Annotated in this window: 18 protein-coding genes and 1 tRNA gene; 14 read left to right on the top strand and 5 right to left on the bottom strand. The window is 72.1% G+C overall.

Going from position 1 to position 20274, the window contains the following annotated elements; all coding sequences use genetic code 11:
• From H505_RS49110 to H505_RS0121200, 3 genes are all read left to right on the top strand, one after another.
• Window positions 1-261, top strand: a 261-nt coding sequence (locus H505_RS49110) for a transposase family protein (protein ID WP_026403590.1), incomplete at its 5' end; no start/stop codon positions are given.
• 308 nt (window positions 262-569) lie between these two features.
• Window positions 570-920, top strand: a complete 351-nt coding sequence (locus tag H505_RS0121205) for a hypothetical protein (protein WP_157433078.1) — start codon at window positions 570-572, stop codon at window positions 918-920.
• A 189-nt stretch (window positions 921-1109) separates the two neighbouring features.
• Window positions 1110-1712 (top strand): hypothetical protein, encoded by a 603-nt coding sequence (locus H505_RS0121200; protein ID WP_245592594.1) that lies wholly within the window; start codon window positions 1110-1112, stop codon window positions 1710-1712.
• A gap of 74 nt (window positions 1713-1786) precedes the next feature.
• Here the strand turns inward: H505_RS0121200 and H505_RS0121195 are convergent, their stop codons facing one another.
• The gene (locus H505_RS0121195) at window positions 1787-2554 is read right to left on the bottom strand and encodes an alpha-ketoglutarate-dependent dioxygenase AlkB family protein (RefSeq protein ID WP_026403587.1); all 768 of its coding nucleotides are present in this window, start codon (window positions 2552-2554) and stop codon (window positions 1787-1789) included.
• The gene (locus tag H505_RS0121190) at window positions 2538-3755 is read right to left on the bottom strand and encodes a hypothetical protein (RefSeq protein ID WP_026403586.1); all 1218 of its coding nucleotides are present in this window, start codon (window positions 3753-3755) and stop codon (window positions 2538-2540) included. Before H505_RS0121190 ends, H505_RS0121195 begins: the two co-directional genes overlap by 17 nt.
• A gap of 417 nt (window positions 3756-4172) precedes the next feature.
• Between H505_RS0121190 and H505_RS0121185 the strand changes: the two genes are divergently transcribed.
• The gene (locus H505_RS0121185; protein ID WP_051300971.1) at window positions 4173-4982 is read left to right on the top strand and encodes an FHA domain-containing protein; all 810 of its coding nucleotides are present in this window, start codon (window positions 4173-4175) and stop codon (window positions 4980-4982) included.
• Window positions 4983-5116: 134 nt separating this feature from the next.
• Here H505_RS0121185 and H505_RS51805 read toward each other — a convergent pair whose 3' ends face one another.
• Both H505_RS51805 and H505_RS0121175 read right to left on the bottom strand, forming a co-directional pair.
• Window positions 5117-7048 (bottom strand): serine/threonine-protein kinase, encoded by a 1932-nt coding sequence (locus H505_RS51805; protein WP_245592593.1) that lies wholly within the window; start codon window positions 7046-7048, stop codon window positions 5117-5119.
• 380 nt (window positions 7049-7428) lie between these two features.
• Window positions 7429-7514, bottom strand: a tRNA-Leu gene (locus H505_RS0121175).
• Between the two features lie 147 nt (window positions 7515-7661).
• Here H505_RS0121175 and H505_RS0121170 point away from each other — a divergent pair.
• Window positions 7662-8993: a M20/M25/M40 family metallo-hydrolase gene (locus tag H505_RS0121170; protein ID WP_026403584.1), complete on the top strand. Its 1332-nt coding sequence runs from the start codon at window positions 7662-7664 to the stop codon at window positions 8991-8993.
• Window positions 8994-9137: 144 nt separating this feature from the next.
• Here the strand turns inward: H505_RS0121170 and H505_RS0121165 are convergent, their stop codons facing one another.
• Window positions 9138-9323, bottom strand: a complete 186-nt coding sequence (locus H505_RS0121165) for a DUF5703 family protein (RefSeq protein ID WP_021596264.1) — start codon at window positions 9321-9323, stop codon at window positions 9138-9140.
• Between the two features lie 246 nt (window positions 9324-9569).
• Here H505_RS0121165 and topA point away from each other — a divergent pair, with 246 nt between their 5' ends.
• From topA to H505_RS0121120, 9 genes are all read left to right on the top strand, one after another.
• The gene (gene topA, locus H505_RS0121160) at window positions 9570-12287 is read left to right on the top strand and encodes a type I DNA topoisomerase (protein WP_026403583.1); all 2718 of its coding nucleotides are present in this window, start codon (window positions 9570-9572) and stop codon (window positions 12285-12287) included.
• A gap of 28 nt (window positions 12288-12315) precedes the next feature.
• Complete coding sequence (tmk, locus tag H505_RS43400; protein ID WP_064743685.1) at window positions 12316-14448, top strand: dTMP kinase; 2133 nt, start codon at window positions 12316-12318, stop codon at window positions 14446-14448.
• Between the two features lie 28 nt (window positions 14449-14476).
• Window positions 14477-15625: a DNA polymerase III subunit delta' gene (locus tag H505_RS0121150; protein WP_026403582.1), complete on the top strand. Its 1149-nt coding sequence runs from the start codon at window positions 14477-14479 to the stop codon at window positions 15623-15625.
• Window positions 15626-15690: 65 nt separating this feature from the next.
• A complete protein-coding gene (locus tag H505_RS0121145; protein WP_026403581.1) occupies window positions 15691-16236 on the top strand; it encodes a SigE family RNA polymerase sigma factor in 546 nt (181 codons plus the stop codon).
• On the top strand, window positions 16233-16844 hold the full coding sequence (locus H505_RS47880; RefSeq protein WP_026403580.1) for a permease-like cell division protein FtsX: 612 nt from the start codon (window positions 16233-16235) through the stop codon (window positions 16842-16844). The genes H505_RS0121145 and H505_RS47880 overlap by 4 nt, the downstream gene beginning before the upstream one ends.
• 19 nt (window positions 16845-16863) lie before the next feature.
• Window positions 16864-17343 carry a low molecular weight protein-tyrosine-phosphatase gene (locus tag H505_RS0121135; protein WP_026403579.1) on the top strand — a complete coding sequence of 160 codons (480 nt, stop codon included), beginning with the start codon at window positions 16864-16866 and terminating at the stop codon, window positions 17341-17343.
• On the top strand, window positions 17344-18210 hold the full coding sequence (locus tag H505_RS0121130; protein ID WP_026403578.1) for a fructosamine kinase family protein: 867 nt from the start codon (window positions 17344-17346) through the stop codon (window positions 18208-18210).
• A 70-nt stretch (window positions 18211-18280) separates the two neighbouring features.
• Window positions 18281-19288, top strand: coding sequence for a hypothetical protein (locus H505_RS43390; protein ID WP_051300969.1), 1008 nt, complete (start codon window positions 18281-18283; stop codon window positions 19286-19288).
• Between the two features lie 49 nt (window positions 19289-19337).
• Complete coding sequence (locus tag H505_RS0121120; protein ID WP_199747910.1) at window positions 19338-20174, top strand: PSP1 domain-containing protein; 837 nt, start codon at window positions 19338-19340, stop codon at window positions 20172-20174.
• The last annotated feature ends 100 nt before the right edge of the window (window positions 20175-20274 follow it).

Below are 20274 nucleotides of genomic sequence, written 5' to 3'. Positions count from 1 at the left end.
TCCGGGCTGCTGGTCCTGGCCGACAAGGGCTACGTCGGCGCCGATCCGCACATCCAGACGCCCTACAGAGGCAAGAACAAGCCCGAGCCACTCAAGGACGCCAACCGCTCCCACGCCAAGCTCCGCGGACCGGGCGAACGAGCCAACGCCCAGCTCAAGACCTGGAAGATCCTCACGAAGCTACGTTGTTGCCCCCACCGGGCCGGTCACCTCGCCAAGGCCATCCACGTCCTCCAGAACCGCGAGCTCAACGCATGTTGAAAAAGCTTCACTGACGATCGCCCAAGCCGCCATCGGCTGCGCCCAAGCGGACGTCGTCCACTGGCTGCACCGAGACCACGAACTGCTCGCGTGCGCCGGGAAAGCCCAAGCGATGGCGTTCGAGGACGCCCCCGACACCCCAGCACACGGCAGGGTGCTGCGCGAGGTCGCCGCGCACCTCGGCCCGCGCCGAATGGACGAGTTCCAAACATGGGCGAGAAAAAACGCACTTCTGGTGCGAACTGCTGGCGCAGATCGCCGCCGCCCTCGCGCGCTACGAGGAGATGCGGGGGCGTATCTTCCGCGCAGTGGAGGCTGCGCTGCTCCAGAAGCGATACGAAGAGCCTCTGCCGTCCGAGCTGCTGAGGGCGGGAGTGGTCGAGTCAGCGGTCGGCTGGGCCTGGCGCCACGTGCTCGCGAGCATCGTCGCGGCATCGGGCGGCGGGAGCCTGGCGGCGCTGCTGGCAGGCGGTGACGTGCAGCGGCTCCTGTGGCCCGTGCGGGTCATCGCCGTCCTGATGTGTCCGGACGCGGCGAATCATCGTGCGGTCAGGGAACACTGCTGGGACCCGATCGTCCGGCACGCCAAAGCGGACGTCCGCGATGTCGTCCGCGACCGCCTCACCCAGACTTTTCCGAAGGATCCGTGGTTTGTGTAGTCCGGGCGCTCCATCCGGACACGTCGCCGGGGCCGCGGCGGACGGGCACCCGTCCGCCGCGGCCGCTGGCGTTCCCCGCGGAGTGGCCGTGCTCCGGGTGCGAGGCGCCCGGGGCCGCATGAGCTCCCCTCCGCGCGAAATGGAGAAGCGCCGACGCCCGGACACGTGCAGACTTCGCAGGTGATCACAATGCAGCCGGTCCTGGAAATGTACGGGCCGACGGAGTTCACCCTCTGGCCCGTCGCCTGGTCGGAGCCCTTCGGCTACATGCCGCTCCATGGGGCGCTCGACTCGGTAGAGGTCGGCACAGCCGTGATGCGGATCGTCGAGACGAACAGCGACGACGTGGAAGGCGAACCGCGAACCGGTGACCCGATCGGGGTCTTCCTGCACGGAATGCTCGCCGAGGAGTCGCTCTTCGCACCGGGCGGGATGCGGGTCACCGACACGGCGGCCGGTACGACGCTGTTGCCGGGCTGCTGCAGCGGCATAGAAGAATGGCGAGAATGGCTCACGGTCATCAACGGAAGCGCTTCGACCGGTTGGCTGGGGCATGATCCCTCCCCGCACGCCGAGCGGCAGGGCGACACCGTCCGGCTGACCGTCGATGCCGAGCGCGACGCCGGTCCGACGATCGAGCTGTCCGTCCCCGAGCTGCGCCGACTGCTGGCCGAAGCGGAACGTGACCTGATCGCCTTCCACCGGCTGGCCGCAGCGTGGGCGGCGCGTTACGTTCCCGACCACACCGGCCCGGTCGTCACAGCGCTTGCCCGCGTGCTGGACATTTCCTGAGGGGAAGACACCGGAGCGCGGGCGGTGAGCGTCCGCTTGAGATCCGGACTCGGGCTGGACGTGAGCGATCAGCGTCAGACGGGCGGGAGCAGGTCGCTTTCGCTGATGGTGTAGGTCAGCAGGGGGTAGGTGAAGTCCGTCTCGTTGTTCTCTCGGCGCCGGAGCCGGTAGAACTCGTGCGCCTGCTCCTCATCGGCCGGCGTGAGGCGTGCACCCTGCGGCAGGAACGCGTGCCCGTCGCGATAGCGGACGAAGGTCTTCGACGTCCGGAAGGTCACGCCCAGCCACGGGTTTTCCCCCGGAACGGACTTATCCAGGACGATCTTGTGCTTGAGCCGCCGATTCGCTTCGACCGAAAACAAGACGACACTGCTGTGGCCGAGCGAAACCTCGAACCGCTCCTCCCCGCCCCCCTTCCGACTGAAGATAAGCTTCCTCGACGGCTCCGCGTCCGGGCGTTCATAGCAGGAGAAGACCGCGATGGCCGACCCTTCGGCGAGATCGAGAGCCTGGTCCGAATGGGCGCCCATGGTCTTGTAGGCGTTCGTGTAGCGCTCGACGAGAGCGTTGTTGAACCCGACCGTCAGCCCCGCACGTTCTTGGATCCGCTGCACCAGCCCCTCATGCACCGCCCGGAAACGCTGCGCCGGAGAGCCGTATCGCGTGGTGGTGCGCACAAGAGCCGCACCGCCCGCTTCGTCGACCCGGCTGAGTACCGCGCCCAGCCGTCCTTTCCCGACGTCCTCCCAGCGAATCGACGCGGACAGCTCCTCGAACGGGTTCTCTTCACTCGGCAGCGTGAACGAGCGAATCTCGTTCGCGATCTCAGGCTCGGGGGGCAACGTAGTCTCCCGTGTTCATGCTGAACAGGAACTTGCCGCCGTAATCGATGAAGGCCGACGTCTTGTTCTCCTCGGCGTACAGCCTGCGCAGCTCGTCCATGCCCTCCTGCGTGGGCGGCTCCAACCCCACCAGGCCCCCGTCCCTCTTGAGAAACGTCTGGCCGCCCTTGTGAACAGCCTCGGTGCCGGAACAGCGCACCACGTATCCCAGCCGGGTCGGAAGCAAGGCGGCGTCCAACGACGAGGGCCGGATCTCGTGCGTGTACAGGCGGTTCGTGGACAGCGGCATGAAGAACACGGAGCCGGGATACAGAGTCACGGAGAACTGCGCCGGCAAAGCCGCCTCGGACGGCTCCTTCAGCCGGAAGCGGAGACTGGTCAGGCCGCTGGTGCTCTTCACACCGAGGTCGAAGGCGTCCTCGGCCAGGGGGTGGAGCTTGTCGAGCCCGTCATAGAAAGTGCAGAACGCCATGACGCCGTTGACGGGCATGTCCTTGGTCTTGTCGGCATGCGACGAGATCCTCGCCTTCGCCTGCTTGCGCGCGGCCGTGGCGGGGGTGTTGTGGTACGTCTGTGCGAGGACGTGGTTCAGCGGCGCGTGGTTCCGGAAGACCGCGGCGGCCTCGCGGTTCAGAGCCTCGACGATGCGCGTGTCGGTCGGCCCGAACCCTTCGGTCGGCCCCGAGAGATTGGTGGAGCACCGAAGCAGCCGGAAGTGCAACTCGTCGCCGTCTCGCGTGACGGGCGTCAGGTAGATCCCACTCCGATGAGCCGTTCCCGGCTTGGTGGACTCCGTCAGCGCCTGGAATTCGTGCTCCGCACGGATCCGGTTGAAGTGATCGCCGTCGGGGTCGAAAAAGCGGCGGTAGAAAACGCCGGCGCCGTGCACGCGAATGGGTACTCGCCCGAGGTCGACGACGCCCCAAGGCGCGTCGACACCCTCCCGGTACCCCGGTGACAACTCCCGAATGACGAACACCCGGCCCGCCGCTTGCAGGCGACGTCCGTCGATTCCAGAGATGTCGCCGCACAGGTAGACGGTCTTCCCGGCGAGATCGGACGAACCAGAAGCGAGGCTATCGGGCGTTATCGCAGCCCCGAAGAAATCCCTGACCAGGTCGTCATCGTGCAACGCCGAAGGTGCGACCAATATGTTGCTCGCACCGTCGATGCAGGCTTCCATCAACTCCGTCGCGTCCATTGAGAGCACCCGTCATTCACCCATTGCAGAGAATGCAAGATTATCACCCTTTAGGATGCTTTGCCTTGACGCTGGTCGCGTGGCTGGGGTGCGCCGTTCCCGTGTCGGGGTCGGCGGCTAGGCATGGCGGCCCCCTACCTGATCGACGATGACCACGTCCTGCCAGACGAGATGGCGCTGCATCCCCGGAGCCCGCCGACGATCCCTACGAGGCGGTTCGGCGCTTCCGCCGGTGCCGGCGGACGTCCTCGGCTACGAGGCCGTACTCATGACATCGGCGTGCCGGGAGGGGTCCCGAGGTCTCCCTGCATCCTGGACCGGGGCGGGGCGGCTTTCGGATTGCTCGGTGGAAGCGAACGCCGGCTGGCAGCATGGCGACGGTCGGGTGACGGCCATCAGAGGAAACGGAGCCGATATATGCCAACAGATCCGCATGGACGCTTCCTGGAACGCTCGAAGGTCAGTCTGCTGCCAAAGGACCTCGGCAGTCTCGCCGGCGGAGTTCCGCAGGCCGCGGCGGCGGGAACCCTGTTCGTCATGGGTTCGAACGGCGGTATGCGGGTGGCGCCCGACGCCGGTTTCACGCTGCTGTTCGGCCGCAGCGAACGCGACGTCCACGTCTGTGTCGGTGCCGACGACCGGCAGGTCAGCCGTCGGCACGGATCCATTACGCGCGAAGGCTCGAAATGGGTGCTGCGCAACGTCGGCAAGCGAGCGATTCGGTTCCCCGACTCGCAGATTGTTCTCGGCGGTCAGTATGCAGAGTTGCCTTCCACTTACGCGCCTCTGTTCATCGTGACCGAGGGGCGGCAGCACCTTCTTGAAGTACGGATCGCCACCGGGGGAATGTGGTCGACCGGATCGACGGTGCACGAGGACGAGACCGACAGCCCCAAGGCATGGAACCTTTCGGTGGAAGAACGCCTGGTGCTGGTGTGCCTCGCTCAGCGCTATCTACGGCAGGAAGCGCATCCGCAACCGATGACGTGGTCCCAGGTCGCAGAGGAACTTCACCATCTCCAACCGCAGCGAGGCTGGACGAGGAAGGTGGCCTCGCATCTCGTCAAGAACGTGCGCGAGAGGCACAGTTCCCGGGTGGCCGGCCTGCTGGAAAAGGAGATCCCCCCGCCGATCGGCAACGCGCTGAACCACAACCTCATCACCGCGTTGCTGGTGCGCGGGGTCCTGACCCCGGAGGACCTCGACCTGCTGGAGGAGCCCAGCTAGGGCCTGTTCCGCCGGGGCCCCTCCCGTTTTCGGCTCGTCCGGCAGGGACGTCCACCGTATTCGAAGCGCACGAACGACGTCGGCGGAGTGGCGTGCTCCGCTGCCGGATCGCCATTGTTCGCCATCGTCCCGCATTAGCCGCTTGGCCAGACGATGGTGTTGGACCTGGCCACCTCGGTTCCGTTCTTCCTTACCACGATGTAGACCTTTTCGCCCACGCCGTTGTAGTCGAAGCGTTCCGTGGCCTCGTAGCCGCTGCTGTTCGTGGTCACCGTCGCACCGGGGTTGGAGTAGTCGTCGGTGGGAGAGACGGGCTCGATGTGGTAATCGGTGTTCGGCTCGAAGCCGGTCATCACGATGCGCATCTTCGCGCACTCCGGCGCCTGGCAGTGCTCGTTGTAGTCGCCGGTCCGGCCGCGGCTGAGGGCGACGGCCGGCCCTGCCGGCCGCCTCGACGACCCGGACCCGGCCCCGGCCCTGGACGTGGCCCCGGACGTGGATGAGGACGTGGTCGGCGTGCGCTTGGGGTCGGTGGACGTGGCCGTGGGCGTCGCCGTCTCGGACGGTTCGGTCCTCGTCGTCTCCGCCTTGGTCGGTTCGGCGCTCGTCGCCGCCGCCTTGGGCGGTCCGGCCGCCGTCACCACCGGGACCGGCGGCTTCGCGTCCGGTCCCGACCCGAACGGGGCGCAGGCGACCACCACACCGGACGTCACGAGCAGGACCGCCGCGGCGGAGGCCGAGATCGCGATCAGCCACTTGCGCCGAGAGGGTTTGCCGCTCTCCGGACGCCGTGGCGCGGCCGAGGGCGCCCCCGGGTCCGTGGCCGGCGGCCCCCCGGCCGCGTGACGGACGGGCGACCGGCGGTCCTCGGCGGTGTTCACCACGGCCTGCCGGGACACGCCCGTTGCGCCGTCGGCCTCGTCCGGGACGGTCGGACCGGCGTCCCCCTGCGGCGCCGTGGCTTGCGCCGTTCCGGGGCGGGGTGGCGTGTCGGCTTTCTGTGCCGGGGCATCCGCGTTGGTCTCGTCGGGAACGGTCGGGTCGGCGTTCCCCGGCGACGTTTCGGCCGGTTGTACCGTCTCGGGTTCGGGCGGTGTCCCGGGATTCCGTGCCGCCGCGGCGTTGGGTGCCGTCCGCGAGTGTTCGCCGATCATCTTGACGATGGACGCGGGCAGCCAATCCTCTGGCCTGGCGTGCGGGGCCAGGCGTTCGACCAGTTCGGTCAGGTCTGGACGGTCCGCCGGGGCCTTGGCGAGGCATCCGGCGACGAGGCCGCGCAGCGGGTCCGGCAGGCTGGACAGGTCCGGTTCCTTGTCCAGGACCTGGTAAACCGCCGCCGCGAGCGAAGGTGCGGCGAACGGGCTGCGTCCGGTGGCCGCGAACGCCAGTACCGTGCCCAGGGCGAAGACGTCGCTGGCCGGGCCGAGTTCGTCGTCGTCCCCGCGCGCCTGTTCGGGAGACATGAACGCGGGCGTGCCGATCACCGTGCCCGATGCCGTCAGCGCGGACGCATCCATCAGGTGGGCGATGCCGAAGTCGAGGATGCGCGGTCCGTCGGCGCCGATCAGGACATTGCTCGGCTTGAGATCGCGATGCACCAGCCCGCACGCGTGCACCGCCGACAGGCCCTCGGCGAGACCGGCGCCGAGGGTCAGCACGCTCGCGGGAGGCAGCGGCCCGTGCTCGTTCACGGCGTCCCGCAAGGACGGGCCCGGAATGTAGGCGCTGACGATCCACGGCGGATCCGCCTCGGGGTCCGCGTCCACCACCTGGGCGGTGTGGAACCCGCCGACCCGGCGCGCCGCCTCCACCTCCCGCCGGAACCGGGTGCGGAAGGTGGGCTCGTCCGCGACCGACGGATGGATCACTTTGACCGCGACCGGGCGCCCGCCGGGAGAACGTCCCAGGTAGACCTGGCCCATGCCGCCGCTTCCAAGCCGTCCGAACAAGGAGTACTGGCCGAGAATCCGAGGGTCGGACGGGCGTAGCAGTCGCATATTCAGATGTCCCCCTCGCAGTCCGATCGGCGGCGCGCTATCCGGAGCCCGCAAATGAGGGTCCCGCAAGATCCGCTCATCATTTCATAACGTCACCGCACGTATCACCGATAGTCACAAAGCCGCGCCGGTGCGCCAGGTCGTCCCCCATTTCCCCGGAAGGCCAGGTATCGCGGTCGGTGTCATAGTGCAGAATCGGCCGGGCCGAAACCCGTGCGAGCTCGGGCTCGAGGCCCGGCGGTGCCCCTCTGGGGCTGCATCGATTCCGCGTTAGCGCCGCATGATCATTTTCGCGGACGAGAGGAAGTCCTCATATCCGGGCAACTCGTCCAGTTGGTCGCGCATTCGGGCGCGGACGCTGCCGGGGTGCCGGTCTGGATCGCACGGCGGGAGGTGGCCGGAAAGCAAACAGTGGGACAGATGTTCATCTGTCCCACTGCGGTGTGTTGTGTCCGAGGGGGGACTTGAACCCCCATGCCCCGTGAAGGGCACTAGCACCTCAAGCTAGCGCGTCTGCCTATTCCGCCACCCGGACCCGGGTTCGCACGCAGCCCTGCGGCTGCGGCGGGGTTCACGATACCAAAGGTTGGGGACTCGCGGCGACGCCGTTCGGGAGTCGCGGGGACGGGGAGGGAGGGGGCACCATGGACGGCGGACGTGCGGACACCCGGGGGTGAGGGACGTGCAGGCGACTGCGAGCGGCCGAGGGGCGGCGGCGACTGCGGAGGACGAGGTGGTTCGGCTCTGCCAGGAGCTGATCCGCATCGACACGAGCAACCCCGGGGACCATTCGGGGCCCGGTGAGCGGGCGGCTGCGGAGTACGTGGCGGAGCGGCTCGCGGAAGTCGGGCTGGAGTCGCGGATCTTCGAGAGTCATCCGGGACGTGCGAGCCTCGTGGCGCGGATCGAGGGGGAGGATCCCTCGCGGGACGCGCTGCTGCTGCATGGACACCTGGACGTGGTCCCCGCTCGCAAGGAGGACTGGACGCGGGACCCGTTCGGCGGGGAGATCGCCGAGGGGTGCGTGTGGGGCCGCGGGGCCGTCGACATGAAGGACATGGACGCGATGATCCTCGCGGTCGTGCGGCAGCGGCTCCGGGAGGGGCGCAGGCCCCCGCGCGACGTGGTGCTCGCGTTCCTGGCGGACGAGGAGGCCGGCGGGAAGTGGGGCGCGCAGTGGCTGGTGGACGAGCATCCGGAGCTGTTCGAGGGGTGCACGGAGGCGATCGGGGAGGTCGGCGGGTTCAGCCTGACGGTCCCGGGTGACCGGCGGATGTACCTGATCGAGACCGCGGAGAAGGGCATCGCGTGGATGGACCTGACCGCGGCGGGGACCGCGGGGCACGGGTCGATGGTGCATCCGGACAACGCGGTGACGGCGCTGGCGGCGGCGGTGGGGCGGCTGGGGTCGCACGAGTTCCCGGTGCGGTTGACGAAGACGGTGCGGGCGTTCCTCGAGCGGGCGTGCATGGCGTACGGGGTGGAGTTCGACCCGGAGCGGCCGGAGGCGTGCCTGGAGGAGATCGGGCCGCTCGCGCGGATGATCGGGGCGACGCTGCGGAACACGCTGAACCCGACGCGGCTGGACGCGGGGTACAAGACGAACGTGATCCCGCAGAGCGCGACGGCGCAGGTGGACGGGCGGTTCCTGCCGGGGCACGAGGACGAGTTCTTCGCCACGGTGGACGAGCTGCTGGGGCCCGGGGTGGAGCGCTCGTTCGTCCATCACGACCAGGCGCTGGAGACGGAGTACGAGGGGGCGCTGGTCGCGGCGATGGAGGCGGCGCTGCTGCAGGAGGACGCGGGGGCGCTGCCGGTGCCGTACTGCCTGAGCGGCGGGACGGACGCGAAGGCGTTCGCGCGCCTGGGGATGCGGTGCTTCGGGTTCGCGCCGCTGCGGCTGCCGCCGGAGCTGGACTTCTCGGGGATGTTCCACGGGATCGACGAGCGGGTGCCGGTGGACGGGCTGAAGTTCGGGGTCCGGGTCCTCGACACGTTTCTTGATCGGGCCTGACTTTCCCCGGATTTTACCGCCGCGCATGCGAAGTGTGGTGGTACGGTCACCATGTGTAGGCGCGGCCCGTGTGGGCCGCGCGTGCTTTGCCCGCCCCGGAGGCGCGGACCGGGGCGGGCGGAGCCTTGCCCGCCTCCGGCGGCCTCAGAAGGTGCGGACCGCGCGGATGACCTTGCGGCGCAGTTGAATACGGCGCCGCCCGTCCGGGTAGAGGCGGAGACGATCGATTTCCCAGCCGCCGCGTTCGGCGTGCTCGGTGAGGATCTGCCGGGCGGTGTCGCGTGTGGTGCCGCGCGGCAGTGAGAGGACGAGGTAGGTGTACTCCGCCATTGCCCCCATTATTACCTGGTCCGGCCGGGGGTCGCCGTCGTACGGTGGCGACCCGGTCCGCGAGGGCGGCTTCGGCATGTCATCCTGTCGGAGGCGCGGTGGTGGGAGTTGCGCCGTCCGGGACGGGCGGGGCGGGCCCATCGGATCGGTGGCGGGGACCCGCGGGCATGAACGCGCCGTCACGCGACGTTGTAGGAAGCCTGTGTAGGAAAACCCTGAGTCCAGGACAGCGAGGTTGGAGCGACTGTGCCAGCCAAGAACGGCACTGCGAAGAGTGGCCAGAACGGGGCCGGGACCCGCCTGGTGATCGTCGAGTCGCCCGCGAAGGCGAAGACGATCGCGGGTTACCTCGGCCGTGGCTACATCGTGGAGTCCAGTATCGGCCATATCCGGGACCTGCCCGGGAGCGCCTCGGAGGTGCCGGCCAAGTACAAGGGCGAGCCGTGGGCGAAGCTCGGTGTGAACGTCGAGCAGGAGTTCGAGCCGCTGTACGTCGTGAACACCGACAAGAAGCAGCAGGTGCAGAAGCTCAAGAAGCTGCTGGCGGAGGCCGACGAGCTCTTCCTCGCGACGGACGAGGACCGGGAGGGCGAGGCGATCGCCTGGCACCTCCAGGAGGTGCTGAAGCCGAAGGTGCCGGTGCACCGGATGGTCTTCAACGAGATCACCAAGGACGCGATCCGGCAGGCGGCGGCGAACCCGCGCACGCTGAACCTGCGGCTGGTGGACGCGCAGGAGACGCGGCGGATCCTGGACCGGCTGTACGGGTACGAGGTCAGTCCCGTGCTGTGGAAGAAGGTCATGCCGAAGCTGTCGGCGGGCCGGGTGCAGTCGGTGGCGACGCGGCTGGTGGTGGAGCGCGAGCGGGAGCGCATCGCGTTCGTCCCGGCGCACTACTGGGACATCGCGGCGCGGTTCGGGACGGGCAAGGACGAGGAGCCCACCTCGTTCAAGGCCGGGCTGGTGTCGGTGGACGGCAAGCGGGTCGCGCAGGGCCGCGACTTCGCGTCCGACGGCACGCTCAAGACGCGGGACGCCCTGCACCTCGATGAGGACGCCGCGCGCGCGCTGGCCGAACGGCTGCGCGGACGTCCGTACGAGGTCAAGTCGGTCGAGCGGAAGCCGTACACGCGCAAGCCGTACCCGCCGTTCCGGACGACGACGATGCAGCAGGAGGCCAGCCGCAAGCTGGGCTTCTCGGCGAAGTACGCGATGTCGGTGGCGCAGAAGCTGTACGAGAACGGCTTCATCACGTACATGCGAACCGACTCGATCACGCTGTCGGAGACGGCGATCACGGCGGCGCGGCGGCAGGCGGCGTCGCTGTTCGGCGGGGAGTACGTGCCGGACAAGCCGCGCGTGTACGCGTCGAAGGTGAAGAACGCGCAGGAGGCGCACGAGGCGATCCGTCCGGCGGGCGACACGTTCCGGACGCCGGCGGAGACGGGGCTGTCGGGCGACCAGTTCCGGCTGTACGAGCTGATCTGGAAGCGGACGATCGCGAGCCAGATGAAGGACGCGGCCGGGCAGTCGGTGTCGATCCGGGTGACCGGGGAGTCGACGCGGGGCGAGACGGCCGAGTTCGGCGCGACCGGCAAGACGATCACGTTCCACGGTTTCCTGAAGGCGTACGTGGAGAGCGCCGACGACCCGTCGACGGACCGGGACGACCAGGAGCGGCGGCTGCCGAACCTGGCGGAGGGCGACCGGCTGACGGCGGACGAGATCGGGGCCGAGGGGCACTCGACGCGCCCGCCGGCGCGGTACACCGAGGCGAGCCTGGTCAAGGAGCTGGAGGAGCGGGAGATCGGGCGCCCGTCGACGTACGCGTCGATCATCGGGACGATCCTCGACCGCGGGTACGTGTTCAAGAAGGGCACGGCGCTCGTCCCGTCGTTCCTGGCGTTCGCGGTGGTGAACCTGCTGGAGCAGCACTTCGGCAACCTGGTCGACTACGACTTCACCGCGCACATGGAGGACGGCCTCGACGAGATCGCGCGGGGGAACGCCGAGCGGGTGCCGTGGCTGAACCGGTTCTACTTCGGCGACAACGGCGCCGAGGGGCTGAAGGAGCTGGTCGGCGAGAGCGGCGACATCGACGCCAAGGGGATCAGCTCGTTCCCGGTCAAAGGCACCGACATCATGGTGCGGGTCGGGCGTTACGGGCCGTACCTGGACAGGGACGGCCAGCGGGTCAACATCCCCGAGGACATCGCGCCGGACGAGCTGACGGCGGAGAAGGCCGAGGAGCTGTTCGCGCAGCCGAGCGGTGACCGGGAGCTGGGCGTCGACCCGGAGACCGGGCACACGATCGTGGCCAAGAGCGGACGGTTCGGCCCGTACGTCACGGAGGTCCTGCCGGAGCCGCCGGCGCCGGCGGAGGGCGAGAAGAAGAAGCGCACCAAGAAGGCGGACGCGCCGAAGCCGCGGACGGGTTCGCTGTTCAAGTCGATGTCGCTCGACACGATCACCCTGGACGACGCGCTGAAGCTGCTGTCGCTGCCGAGGACCGTCGGGGAGCTGGACGGCGAGCCCGTCACGGCCCAGAACGGACGGTTCGGCCCCTACATCAAGCGGGGGACGGACAGCCGCTCGCTGGGGTCGGAGGAGGAGCTCTTCACCGTCACGCTGGAGCAGGCGAAAGAGCTGTTCGCGCAGCCGAAGCAGCGGGGCCGCCGGGCCGCCGCCGCGCCGCCGCTGCGCGAGCTCGGCAAGGACCCGGTGAGCGAGAAGCCGGTGGTCGTCAAGGAGGGCCGGTTCGGCCCGTACGTGACGGACGGCGAGACGAACGCGAGCCTGCGCAAGGGCGACGAGGTCGAGTCGATCACGATCCAGCGCGCCGCCGAGCTGCTCGCGGAGCGCCGTGAGAAGGTCGCCGCGGGGGGCGGGAAGAAGAAGGCGGCGCCCCGGAAGCGGACGTCGGCGAAGTCGTCCGCGAAGTCCTCGGCGAAGTCGGGGTCATAGCGACAAGGGCGCCGATACTCTGACGGACATGACCAGAACGGACGCCACCCGGCCGTACCCCGCCGCGCCGCAGCCGGGCGTTTCGTCGCTCTCGGAGATCGGGCCGTTCCGGCGGCTCCGGCTCGCCCTGGCGCTGTCCGCGGTCGGGCAGTGGCTGACCGTGCCCGCCCTGACGGCGTCGGCCGTCATGCTGACGCAGGACGAGGACGTCGCCGCGCGCGCGCAGGCCGTCGGCGGCGTCCTGGGGCTGCTGCTGCTCCCGGCGGTGCTCCTCGCGCCGCTGGCGGGCCTGCTCGCCGCCCGCGCGGACCGCCGCGTCGTGCTGCTCGCCGCCGACGCCCTGCGGTTCGCGCTCGTCCTGACCGTGCCGCTGCTCGACGCGCTCCCGTGGACGCTCGCCGCCGCGTTCCTGCTGGGCCTGCTGGGCCTGCTGTGGACGCCGCTCGCGCTCGCGGCCCCGCCCGCGCTCGTCCCGGACGGGCTGCCGGACGACGCGCCGGGCGGCGGGACCGCCGGGCTGCGGGCCGCCGCCCGCCGGTCGGCGCTGCGCGCCGTGTCGGCCGCCGCGCCGGCCGCCGCCGCGCTGTTCACCGTCCTCGCGCTGCTCGGCGCCGGGCTGTTCGACGGCGCCGGGGACCGCACCGACCTCGTCCTGTACGCGAACGCCGCCGTGTTCCTGCTCGGCGCCGCCGCCGTCGCGCTGATCAAGGAGGCCGCGGGCGCCGCGCCGGTGCGCGTCCCGTCCCCGCTCGCGCTGATCGCCCGGGGCGGACGGGCGGGCGCGCCGCGCGGCCTGGGCGCCGCGGTCACCGGCGCGGCCCTCGTGTCGGGGGCCGTCGTCGGCGCGGCCCGGCTGCACGCGGCCGGGCTCGGCGGCGGCGACGCCGGGTACGGCGCCGTGCTGCTCGCGCTGACCGCCGGGCTCGGCTTCGGGATCTTCCTCGGCCCGCGCGTCCTCGGCCCGTTCAGCCGCCGCCGCCTGCTGGGCCTCGCGGTCGTCGCGGGCGGGCTCGCGCTGGCCGTGGCCGCGCTGGTCGCCAACCTGCCGGTCGCGGTGTTCGCGACCGCGTTCGCGGGCGTCGCCGCGGGCGCCGCGTGGGCCTGCGGGACGTCCGTCCTGGCGGCCCCCGCCGACCCGGAGGCCCCGGAAGCCCCGGAGGCGGCGGAGGCGCCGAGCCCCGCGTACCCGCGCGCCGTGGCGCTCGTCACCGCGTTCGTCGCGGTCACGGCCGTCCCGCAGCTGGCCGGGGCGATTGGCGACACCCGCTTCGACCTCGGCGGCGGCGTCTACGACCTCGCCGGGACGGCCGCCGCGCTGCTGGTCGCCGCCGTCGTCGCGCTGCTCGCGGGCCTGCTCGCGTACCGCCGCGCGGACGACCGCCGCGGCGTCCCGCTCGTCCCGGACCTGCGGGCCGCGCTGCGCGGCGAGGTGTACGTCCCGCCGGGCGAGGAGCCCGCCGAGCCGGAGGAGGCCCCGGCCGTCCGCAACCGGGGCGTGTTCATCGCGTTCGAGGGCGGCGAGGGCGCGGGCAAGACCACCCAGGCCCGGCTCGCCGCGATCTGGCTCCGCGACCACGGCTACGACGTGATCACCACGCAGGAGCCCGGCGCCACCAAGATCGGCATGCGGCTGCGCGCGATGCTGCTGGACCGCGAGACGACCGGCCTGTCGCTGCGCGCCGAGAGCCTGCTGTACGCCGCCGACCGCGCCGACCACGTCACGAACGTGATCGTCCCCGCCCTGGACCGCGGCGCGATCGTCGTCAGCGACCGGTACATCGACTCGTCCCTCGCCTACCAGGGGTTCGGCCGGGAGCAGCCGGTCGAGGAGATCGCCCGCGTCAACGAGTGGGCGACCGGCGGGCTCGTCCCGGACCTGACCGTGCTGCTGGAGGTGCCGCCGCGCACCGGCCTCGCCCGGTTGTCGGCGCCCGCCGACCGCATCGAGTCCGAGCCGCAGGACTTCCACGAGCGGGTCCGCGCCGGGTTCCGGGCGCTCGCCGACGCCGACCCCGACCGCTACCTGGTGCTCGACGCGTCCCGCCCGCAGGCCGAGCTGAGCCGCGAGATCCAGTACCGCATCCGGGAGATCCTGCCCGACCCGATCCCGCTCGGCACCGAGGACGCGACGCACACGTTCCCCGCCATCAGGGACGTGTGAGCCCCGGCGGGCCCGTAGCCTTGGGGCCATGAGCGTCTGGAACGACCTGGTCGGCCAGGACCCGGTCGTCGCGCAGCTGTCCGCCGCCGCGGACGGCGCCGGCGGCGGGGCCGGCGTCGCGCACGCGTGGCTGTTCACCGGCCCGCCCGGGTCCGGGCGGTCGGCGGCGGCGCGGGCGTTCGCGGCGGCGCTGCAGTGCACCGAGGTCCCGCGCGGCTGCGGGTACTGCGCGGCGTGCCACCAGGTCCTCCAGGGGACGCACGCCGACCTGGAGGTCGTCCGCCCGTCCGGCCTGTCGTACGGGATCAAGGAGACGCGGGCGCTGGTGCTGCGGGCGGGCTCGTCGCCGAGCGTGGGCCGCTGGCAGATCGTCCTGTTCGAGGACGCCGACCGCGCCACCGAGGGCGCAGCGAACGCGCTGCTGAAGGCCATCGAGGAGCCGCCGCCGCGCACGCTGTGGCTGCTGTGCACGCCCTCCCCGGACGACCTGCTGATCACGATCCGGTCCCGCTGCCGGCTCGTGACGCTGCGGACGCCGCCGATCGACGCGGTCGCGGACGTCCTCGTCCAGCGGGACGGCGTCGACCGGGAGACCGCCGACGTCGTCGCGCGGGCCGCGCAGGGGCACATCAGCCGCGCGCGGCGGCTCGCCACCGACCCGGAGGCGCGCGCGCGGCGCGCGCAGGTGCTCGCGGTGCCGCGCCGCCTGACGTCCGTCGGCCCGGCGGCGATGGCGGCGGACGCGCTGGTGAAGGCCGCCGAGGCCGAGGCGAAGGCGACGACCGAGGAGCTGAACGAGCGGGAGACCGCGGAGCTGCGGCAGGCCCTCGGGGAGAGCGCGAAGGGCCGGATGCCGCGCGGGACGGCCGGTGCCCTCAAGGAGCTGGAGGACCGGCAGAAGTCCCGGGCGACCCGGGTGAAGCGGGACGCGCTGGACCGCGCGCTGCTCGACCTCGCGTCCTACTACCGGGACGTCCTCACCCTGCAGCTCGGCGCGGGCAGCGAGCTCGTCAACACCGAGCTGGCGCCCGAGCTGCGGACGGCCGCCGCCGGTACCCGCCCCGAGGACACCCTCCGCCGCCTCGACGCGATCATGGAGTGCCGGGAGCGGCTCGACGCGAACGTCAACCCGCTGCTCGCCGTCGAGGCCCTCACGATGGCCCTGCGCACCGGCTGACGCCCCTTTTCGCCACCGCACCGGCGGCGGAGGCAACCCGAGGGGGCCCGCGGTGTCTCTGGGACATGAACGCTGACACGGCGCTCGCCGAACCACGGGCGGGCACGACGGCGGACGCGTCCGGCGAGGACGCGTCCGCCGCGGTGACGGACCTGTACCGGGGGCACGCGCTGGGGCTGACCCGCCTCGCCCTGATCATGGTCGGGGACCGGGGCACCGCCGAGGACGTCGTCCAGGACGCCTTCGCCGGCCTGTACGCGGCCTGGCCGCGGCTCCGCGACCGCGACCGGGCGCTGGCGTACGTCCGGTCGGCCGTCCTCAACCGCTCGCGGACGGCGCTGCGGCGCCGCCGCCGCCCGTTCCGCACCCTGCACCAGCCGCCGGTGTGGTCCGCCGAGTCCGAGGCGATGATCGGCGAGGACCGCCGGGAGGTGCTGGACGCGCTGCACCGGCTGCCCCGCCGCCAGCGCGAGGCGCTCGTCCTGCGCTACTACGGCGACCTGTCCGAGGCGGAGGCCGCCGAGGCGATGAAGGTCACCGTCGGCACCGTGAAGTCGACCACGTCCCGGGCGCTGGCGGCGCTCGGCCGGATCCTGGAGGGGGACAAGTGAACGGGACCGAGGAGCGCCTCAAGGACGCGCTGGACGCGGTGGCCGAGACCGTGCGGCCCGGGGACGTCCCCCCGCCGCGGTTCGCCGAGCGGCGCCGCGCCCGGACGTTCCGGCGCGTCGTCCCGATGGCGGCCGCCGCGGCGATCGCCGCCGCGGCCGGCGGCGGCGCCCTCGCGGGCGGCGCCCTCGGCGGGACGGACGGGACGGTGCGTCCGGGCGCCGCGTCGGGGCCGTCCGCCGCGGCGTCGGCGGAGCCGCACCTCACCGTGTTCCTCTGCGTCCGCACGTCCCCCGAGCCCCGCTGCGGCGGCCGGGACGCGACGCCGGAGCAGAGGCGGGAGGTGAGGCGGGTCCTGTCCCGCATGGACGTCGTCGCCCGGATCGACTACGAGTCGCTGAGGGAGGCGTTCGAGCGGTTCGAGAAGCGGTTCGCCGAGTCGTCCGACTTCGCGGGCAACGCCGAGGAGGGGGACATCCCCGCCTCGTACCGCGTCTGGCTGCGCGACCCCGGCGACGAGCGGCGCACGGAGCAGAACGCCCGCATCGTGCAGGACGCCGTGCGCGGCCTCCCCGGCGTCGAGCAGGTCGTCCAGCGGGACCGGGAGTGACATCGGGCATCATGGGGGCATGCCGTACCGAGTGACCTTCGTCTGCACCGGCAACATCTGCAGGTCCCCGATGGCGGAGTCCGTCCTGCGCCACCGCGCCGAGGAGGCGGGGCTGGACGTCGAGGTCGACAGCTCCGGCACCGGCAACTGGCACGTCGGGGGCCCCGCCGACGACCGGACGGTCGCGGCGCTGCGGCGCGCCGGGTACCGGTCGGCGCACGTCGCGCGCCAGTTCGAGCCCCTCTGGTTCGCCCGGTACGACCTGATCCTCGCGCTCGACGAGGGCCATCTGCGGGCCCTGCGGTCGATGGCCCCCGACGAGGCGTCCCGCGCGAAGGTCCGGCTGCTGCGCGAGTTCGACCCGGACGCCGGCGGCGACCTCGACGTCCCCGACCCCTACTACGGGGGCCGCGCCGACTTCGACCTCGTCCTCGAGATGGTGGAGGCCGCGATGCCCGGCCTCCTCGACGAGATCCGCGCGGGCCTCAAGGCGGCCTGAGTGCCGGGCGTCCGCGACCGGCTCGAACGCCTCCTCGGGACGGACGTCGCGCGGCTGGACGACCTCGGGGCGAGCCACGCGTGGACGCTGCACCGCGCGTCCCTCGGCGACGGCCGCGACGTGTTCGTGAAGGCCCTCGCGCGGGCCGCGGACGCCCCGTCCGCCGGGGTGTTCGCGGCCGAGGCCGCCGGGCTCCGCTGGCTGGGCGGGACCGGCCCGGATGCCCCGGTCGCCGAGGTCGTCGCGGCGGACGGGCACCTGCTCGTCCTGCCGTGGCTGCCGTCCGCGCCGCCCGCCCCGGCCGCCGCCGAACGTTTCGGCCGCGAGCTCGCCGCCCTGCACACCGCGGCCCGTCCGGACGCCTACGGGGCGCCCTGGCGCGGGTTCATCGCCGACCTCCCGCTCGACAACGCGCCCGACGGCCGGCCGTGGGCCCGCTGGTACGCCGAGCGCCGCCTCGCCCCGTTCGTCCCGCTCGCGGCGCCGCACCTGGCGGACGCCGACGTCCGGCTCGTGGAGCGCGTCATCGACGGGATCGAGTCCCTCGCGGGGCCGCCGGAGCCGCCGTCCCGGATCCACGGCGACCTGTGGTCGGGCAACGTGCGGTGGACGGGCGGGCGCGCGGTGCTCATCGACCCGGCGGCGCACGGCGGGCACCGCGAGACCGACCTCGCGATGCTCGCCCTGTTCGGCGCCCCGCTCCTGGACCGGATCCTCGCCGCCTACGACGAGGCCGCACCGCTCGCGCCCGGCTGGCGCGCCCGCGTCCCCCTGCACCAGCTGCACCCCCTGCTCGTCCACGTCGCGCTGTTCGGCGCCTCGTACCGGGCGTCCCTCATGGACGCCGTCCGCGCCGCGCTCGGCTGAACGGCCATTTCCGGCGTATCCCCCTCCCGTTCATGCGGTAGAAACGAGGGGTTCCGGCAACGAGAGGCAGGTGCGGGTCACCCCCATGGACGGCAGGCACGGGAAGCACCAGGAACCGGCGCGCGGCTCATGGCTGCGCGAGGCGTGGCGCGGGCTCCTCCCGATCGGGGTCGCGACGGGCGTGGTGCTGGTCGTCGGCGGCGGCTTCGACGTGCTCGAACGGCACCAGGGCGCCGAGAAGTCGCGCAGCGCGAAGGCCGCGTCGGACGCCGAGCCGACCGTGCCCCGGTTCGTCGTCGGCGTCGCCGCGGACGGCTCCGCGCTCGTCGTCCGCGACAGCGGCACGGGCGCCGACACCGGCCCGCCCGTCGCGCCGCCGCCCGGCCGCCGCTTCACCCGCGTCGCGTCCGGCCCCGACGGCAGCTACGTCGTCGCGTCGTCCGGCGGCGGGACGGTGACGTTCCAGCGCCTCGCCCTCGACGACGACGGCCGCGTCGAGGAGCTCGCCCCGCTCCCGAAGGCCGTCGCCCCGGGCGAGTCCGCCGGCTGGTCCGACCTCGCCGTCGCCGCCGACGGCCGGATCGCGTACGTCACCTACGCGGGCACCCGCGGCACCGTCGCCGTCCTCGACCCGGACACCGGCGCCCGCAAGGCGTGGCCCACGACGCTGCGCGGCCGCATCGGCGGCCTGTCCTGGTCGGGCGACACGCTGGCGTTCGCCTGGACGGCGTCCGGCGCTCCCCAGATCCGGACGATCGACACCGCCGCCCCCGCGGGCGACCTCACGTCCAGCAAGGCCGTCGCGACGCTGCCGTCCGGGACGTCCGCCGCGTTCCTGCGCCCGGACGGCTCCACGATCGTCACCGGCCGCGTCCAGGACGCGAACCTCGTGCTGCAGGCGTTCACGGCGTCCGGCGAACCCGGGCAGGTCATCTGGAAGCACCCGGTCGAGGGCGACCCGGAGCTGAAGGCCCTCGATCCCGCCGAGAACGGCGCGCTGCTGGCCCTCGCCGACGACGTCCACACCCCCGCCGGCGACCCGCTCCCCGGGAAGGACCTCGCCGACGCCGCCTGGTGACGCCTAAAGTGGACGCACGGAACCGGGCGAACGGAGCGCAACCGTGGGCATGGTGATGGCAGTCAGTTTCACCAGATACGGCCGCCTCTACTACCTCGATCCCGGTCCGCACAGTCCGAAGGTCGGCGACAAGGTCCTCGTCCCCACCGACTCCGGCCACGAGGTCGCCGAGTGCGTGTGGGCCCCGCAGTGGGTCTCCGAGGACATCGACGGCCTCCCCGAGTGCGGCGGCCCCGCCACCGACGAGCACCTCGCCCGCGACGACGCGAACCGCCGCCGCCGCGCCGAGGCCCGCACCGCCGCCAAGCGCCTCGTCCGCCGCCACGACCTCCCGATGAAGGTCATCGGCGTCGACTTCCTCGACGCCGACAACGTCGTCAAGATCTACTTCACCGCCCCGCACCGCGTCGACTTCCGCGCGCTCGTCCGCGACCTGGCCCGCACCCTCAAGGCCCGCGTCGAGCTCCGCCAGGTCGGCCCCCGCGACGAGGCCCGCCTCCAGGGCGGCATCGGCCCCTGCGGCCGCGACCTCTGCTGCGCCACGTTCCTCAAGGACTTCGAGCCCGTCTCCGTCCGCATGGCCAAGGAGCAGGACCTCCCCGTCAACCCCCTCCGCATCGCCGGCGCCTGCGGCCGCCTCATGTGCTGCCTCAAGTACGAGCACCCGCTCTACATGGAGTTCAAGGAGAAGGCCCCGCGCCTCGGGTCCCGCGTCAGCACCCCGGAGGGCGAGGGCCAGGTCATCGGCTACAACGTCCCCGGCGACCGCGTCACCGTGAAGGTCGGCTCCCGCCGCTGCTCCTGCCCCTCCGCCTCCGTCTGCTCCCCCCGCCAACAACACGACGCCCACTACGCCGACCCCCAGGACGGCGAGCCCGCAGGGTGAGGCCGGGGGCGGGTTCCCACTGAGCGAGACACCGCACTGCCGCGGGGCGGCGCCGTCGTGCACATTCCGGTGATCGGCACCTGCACCGGAGGGACCACGG

It is taken from the genome of Actinomadura rifamycini DSM 43936, from assembly GCF_000425065.1.
GTDB classification, from domain to species: Bacteria; Actinomycetota; Actinomycetes; order Streptosporangiales; family Streptosporangiaceae; genus Spirillospora; species Spirillospora rifamycini.
This window is presented reverse-complemented; position numbering and strand designations above follow the sequence as displayed.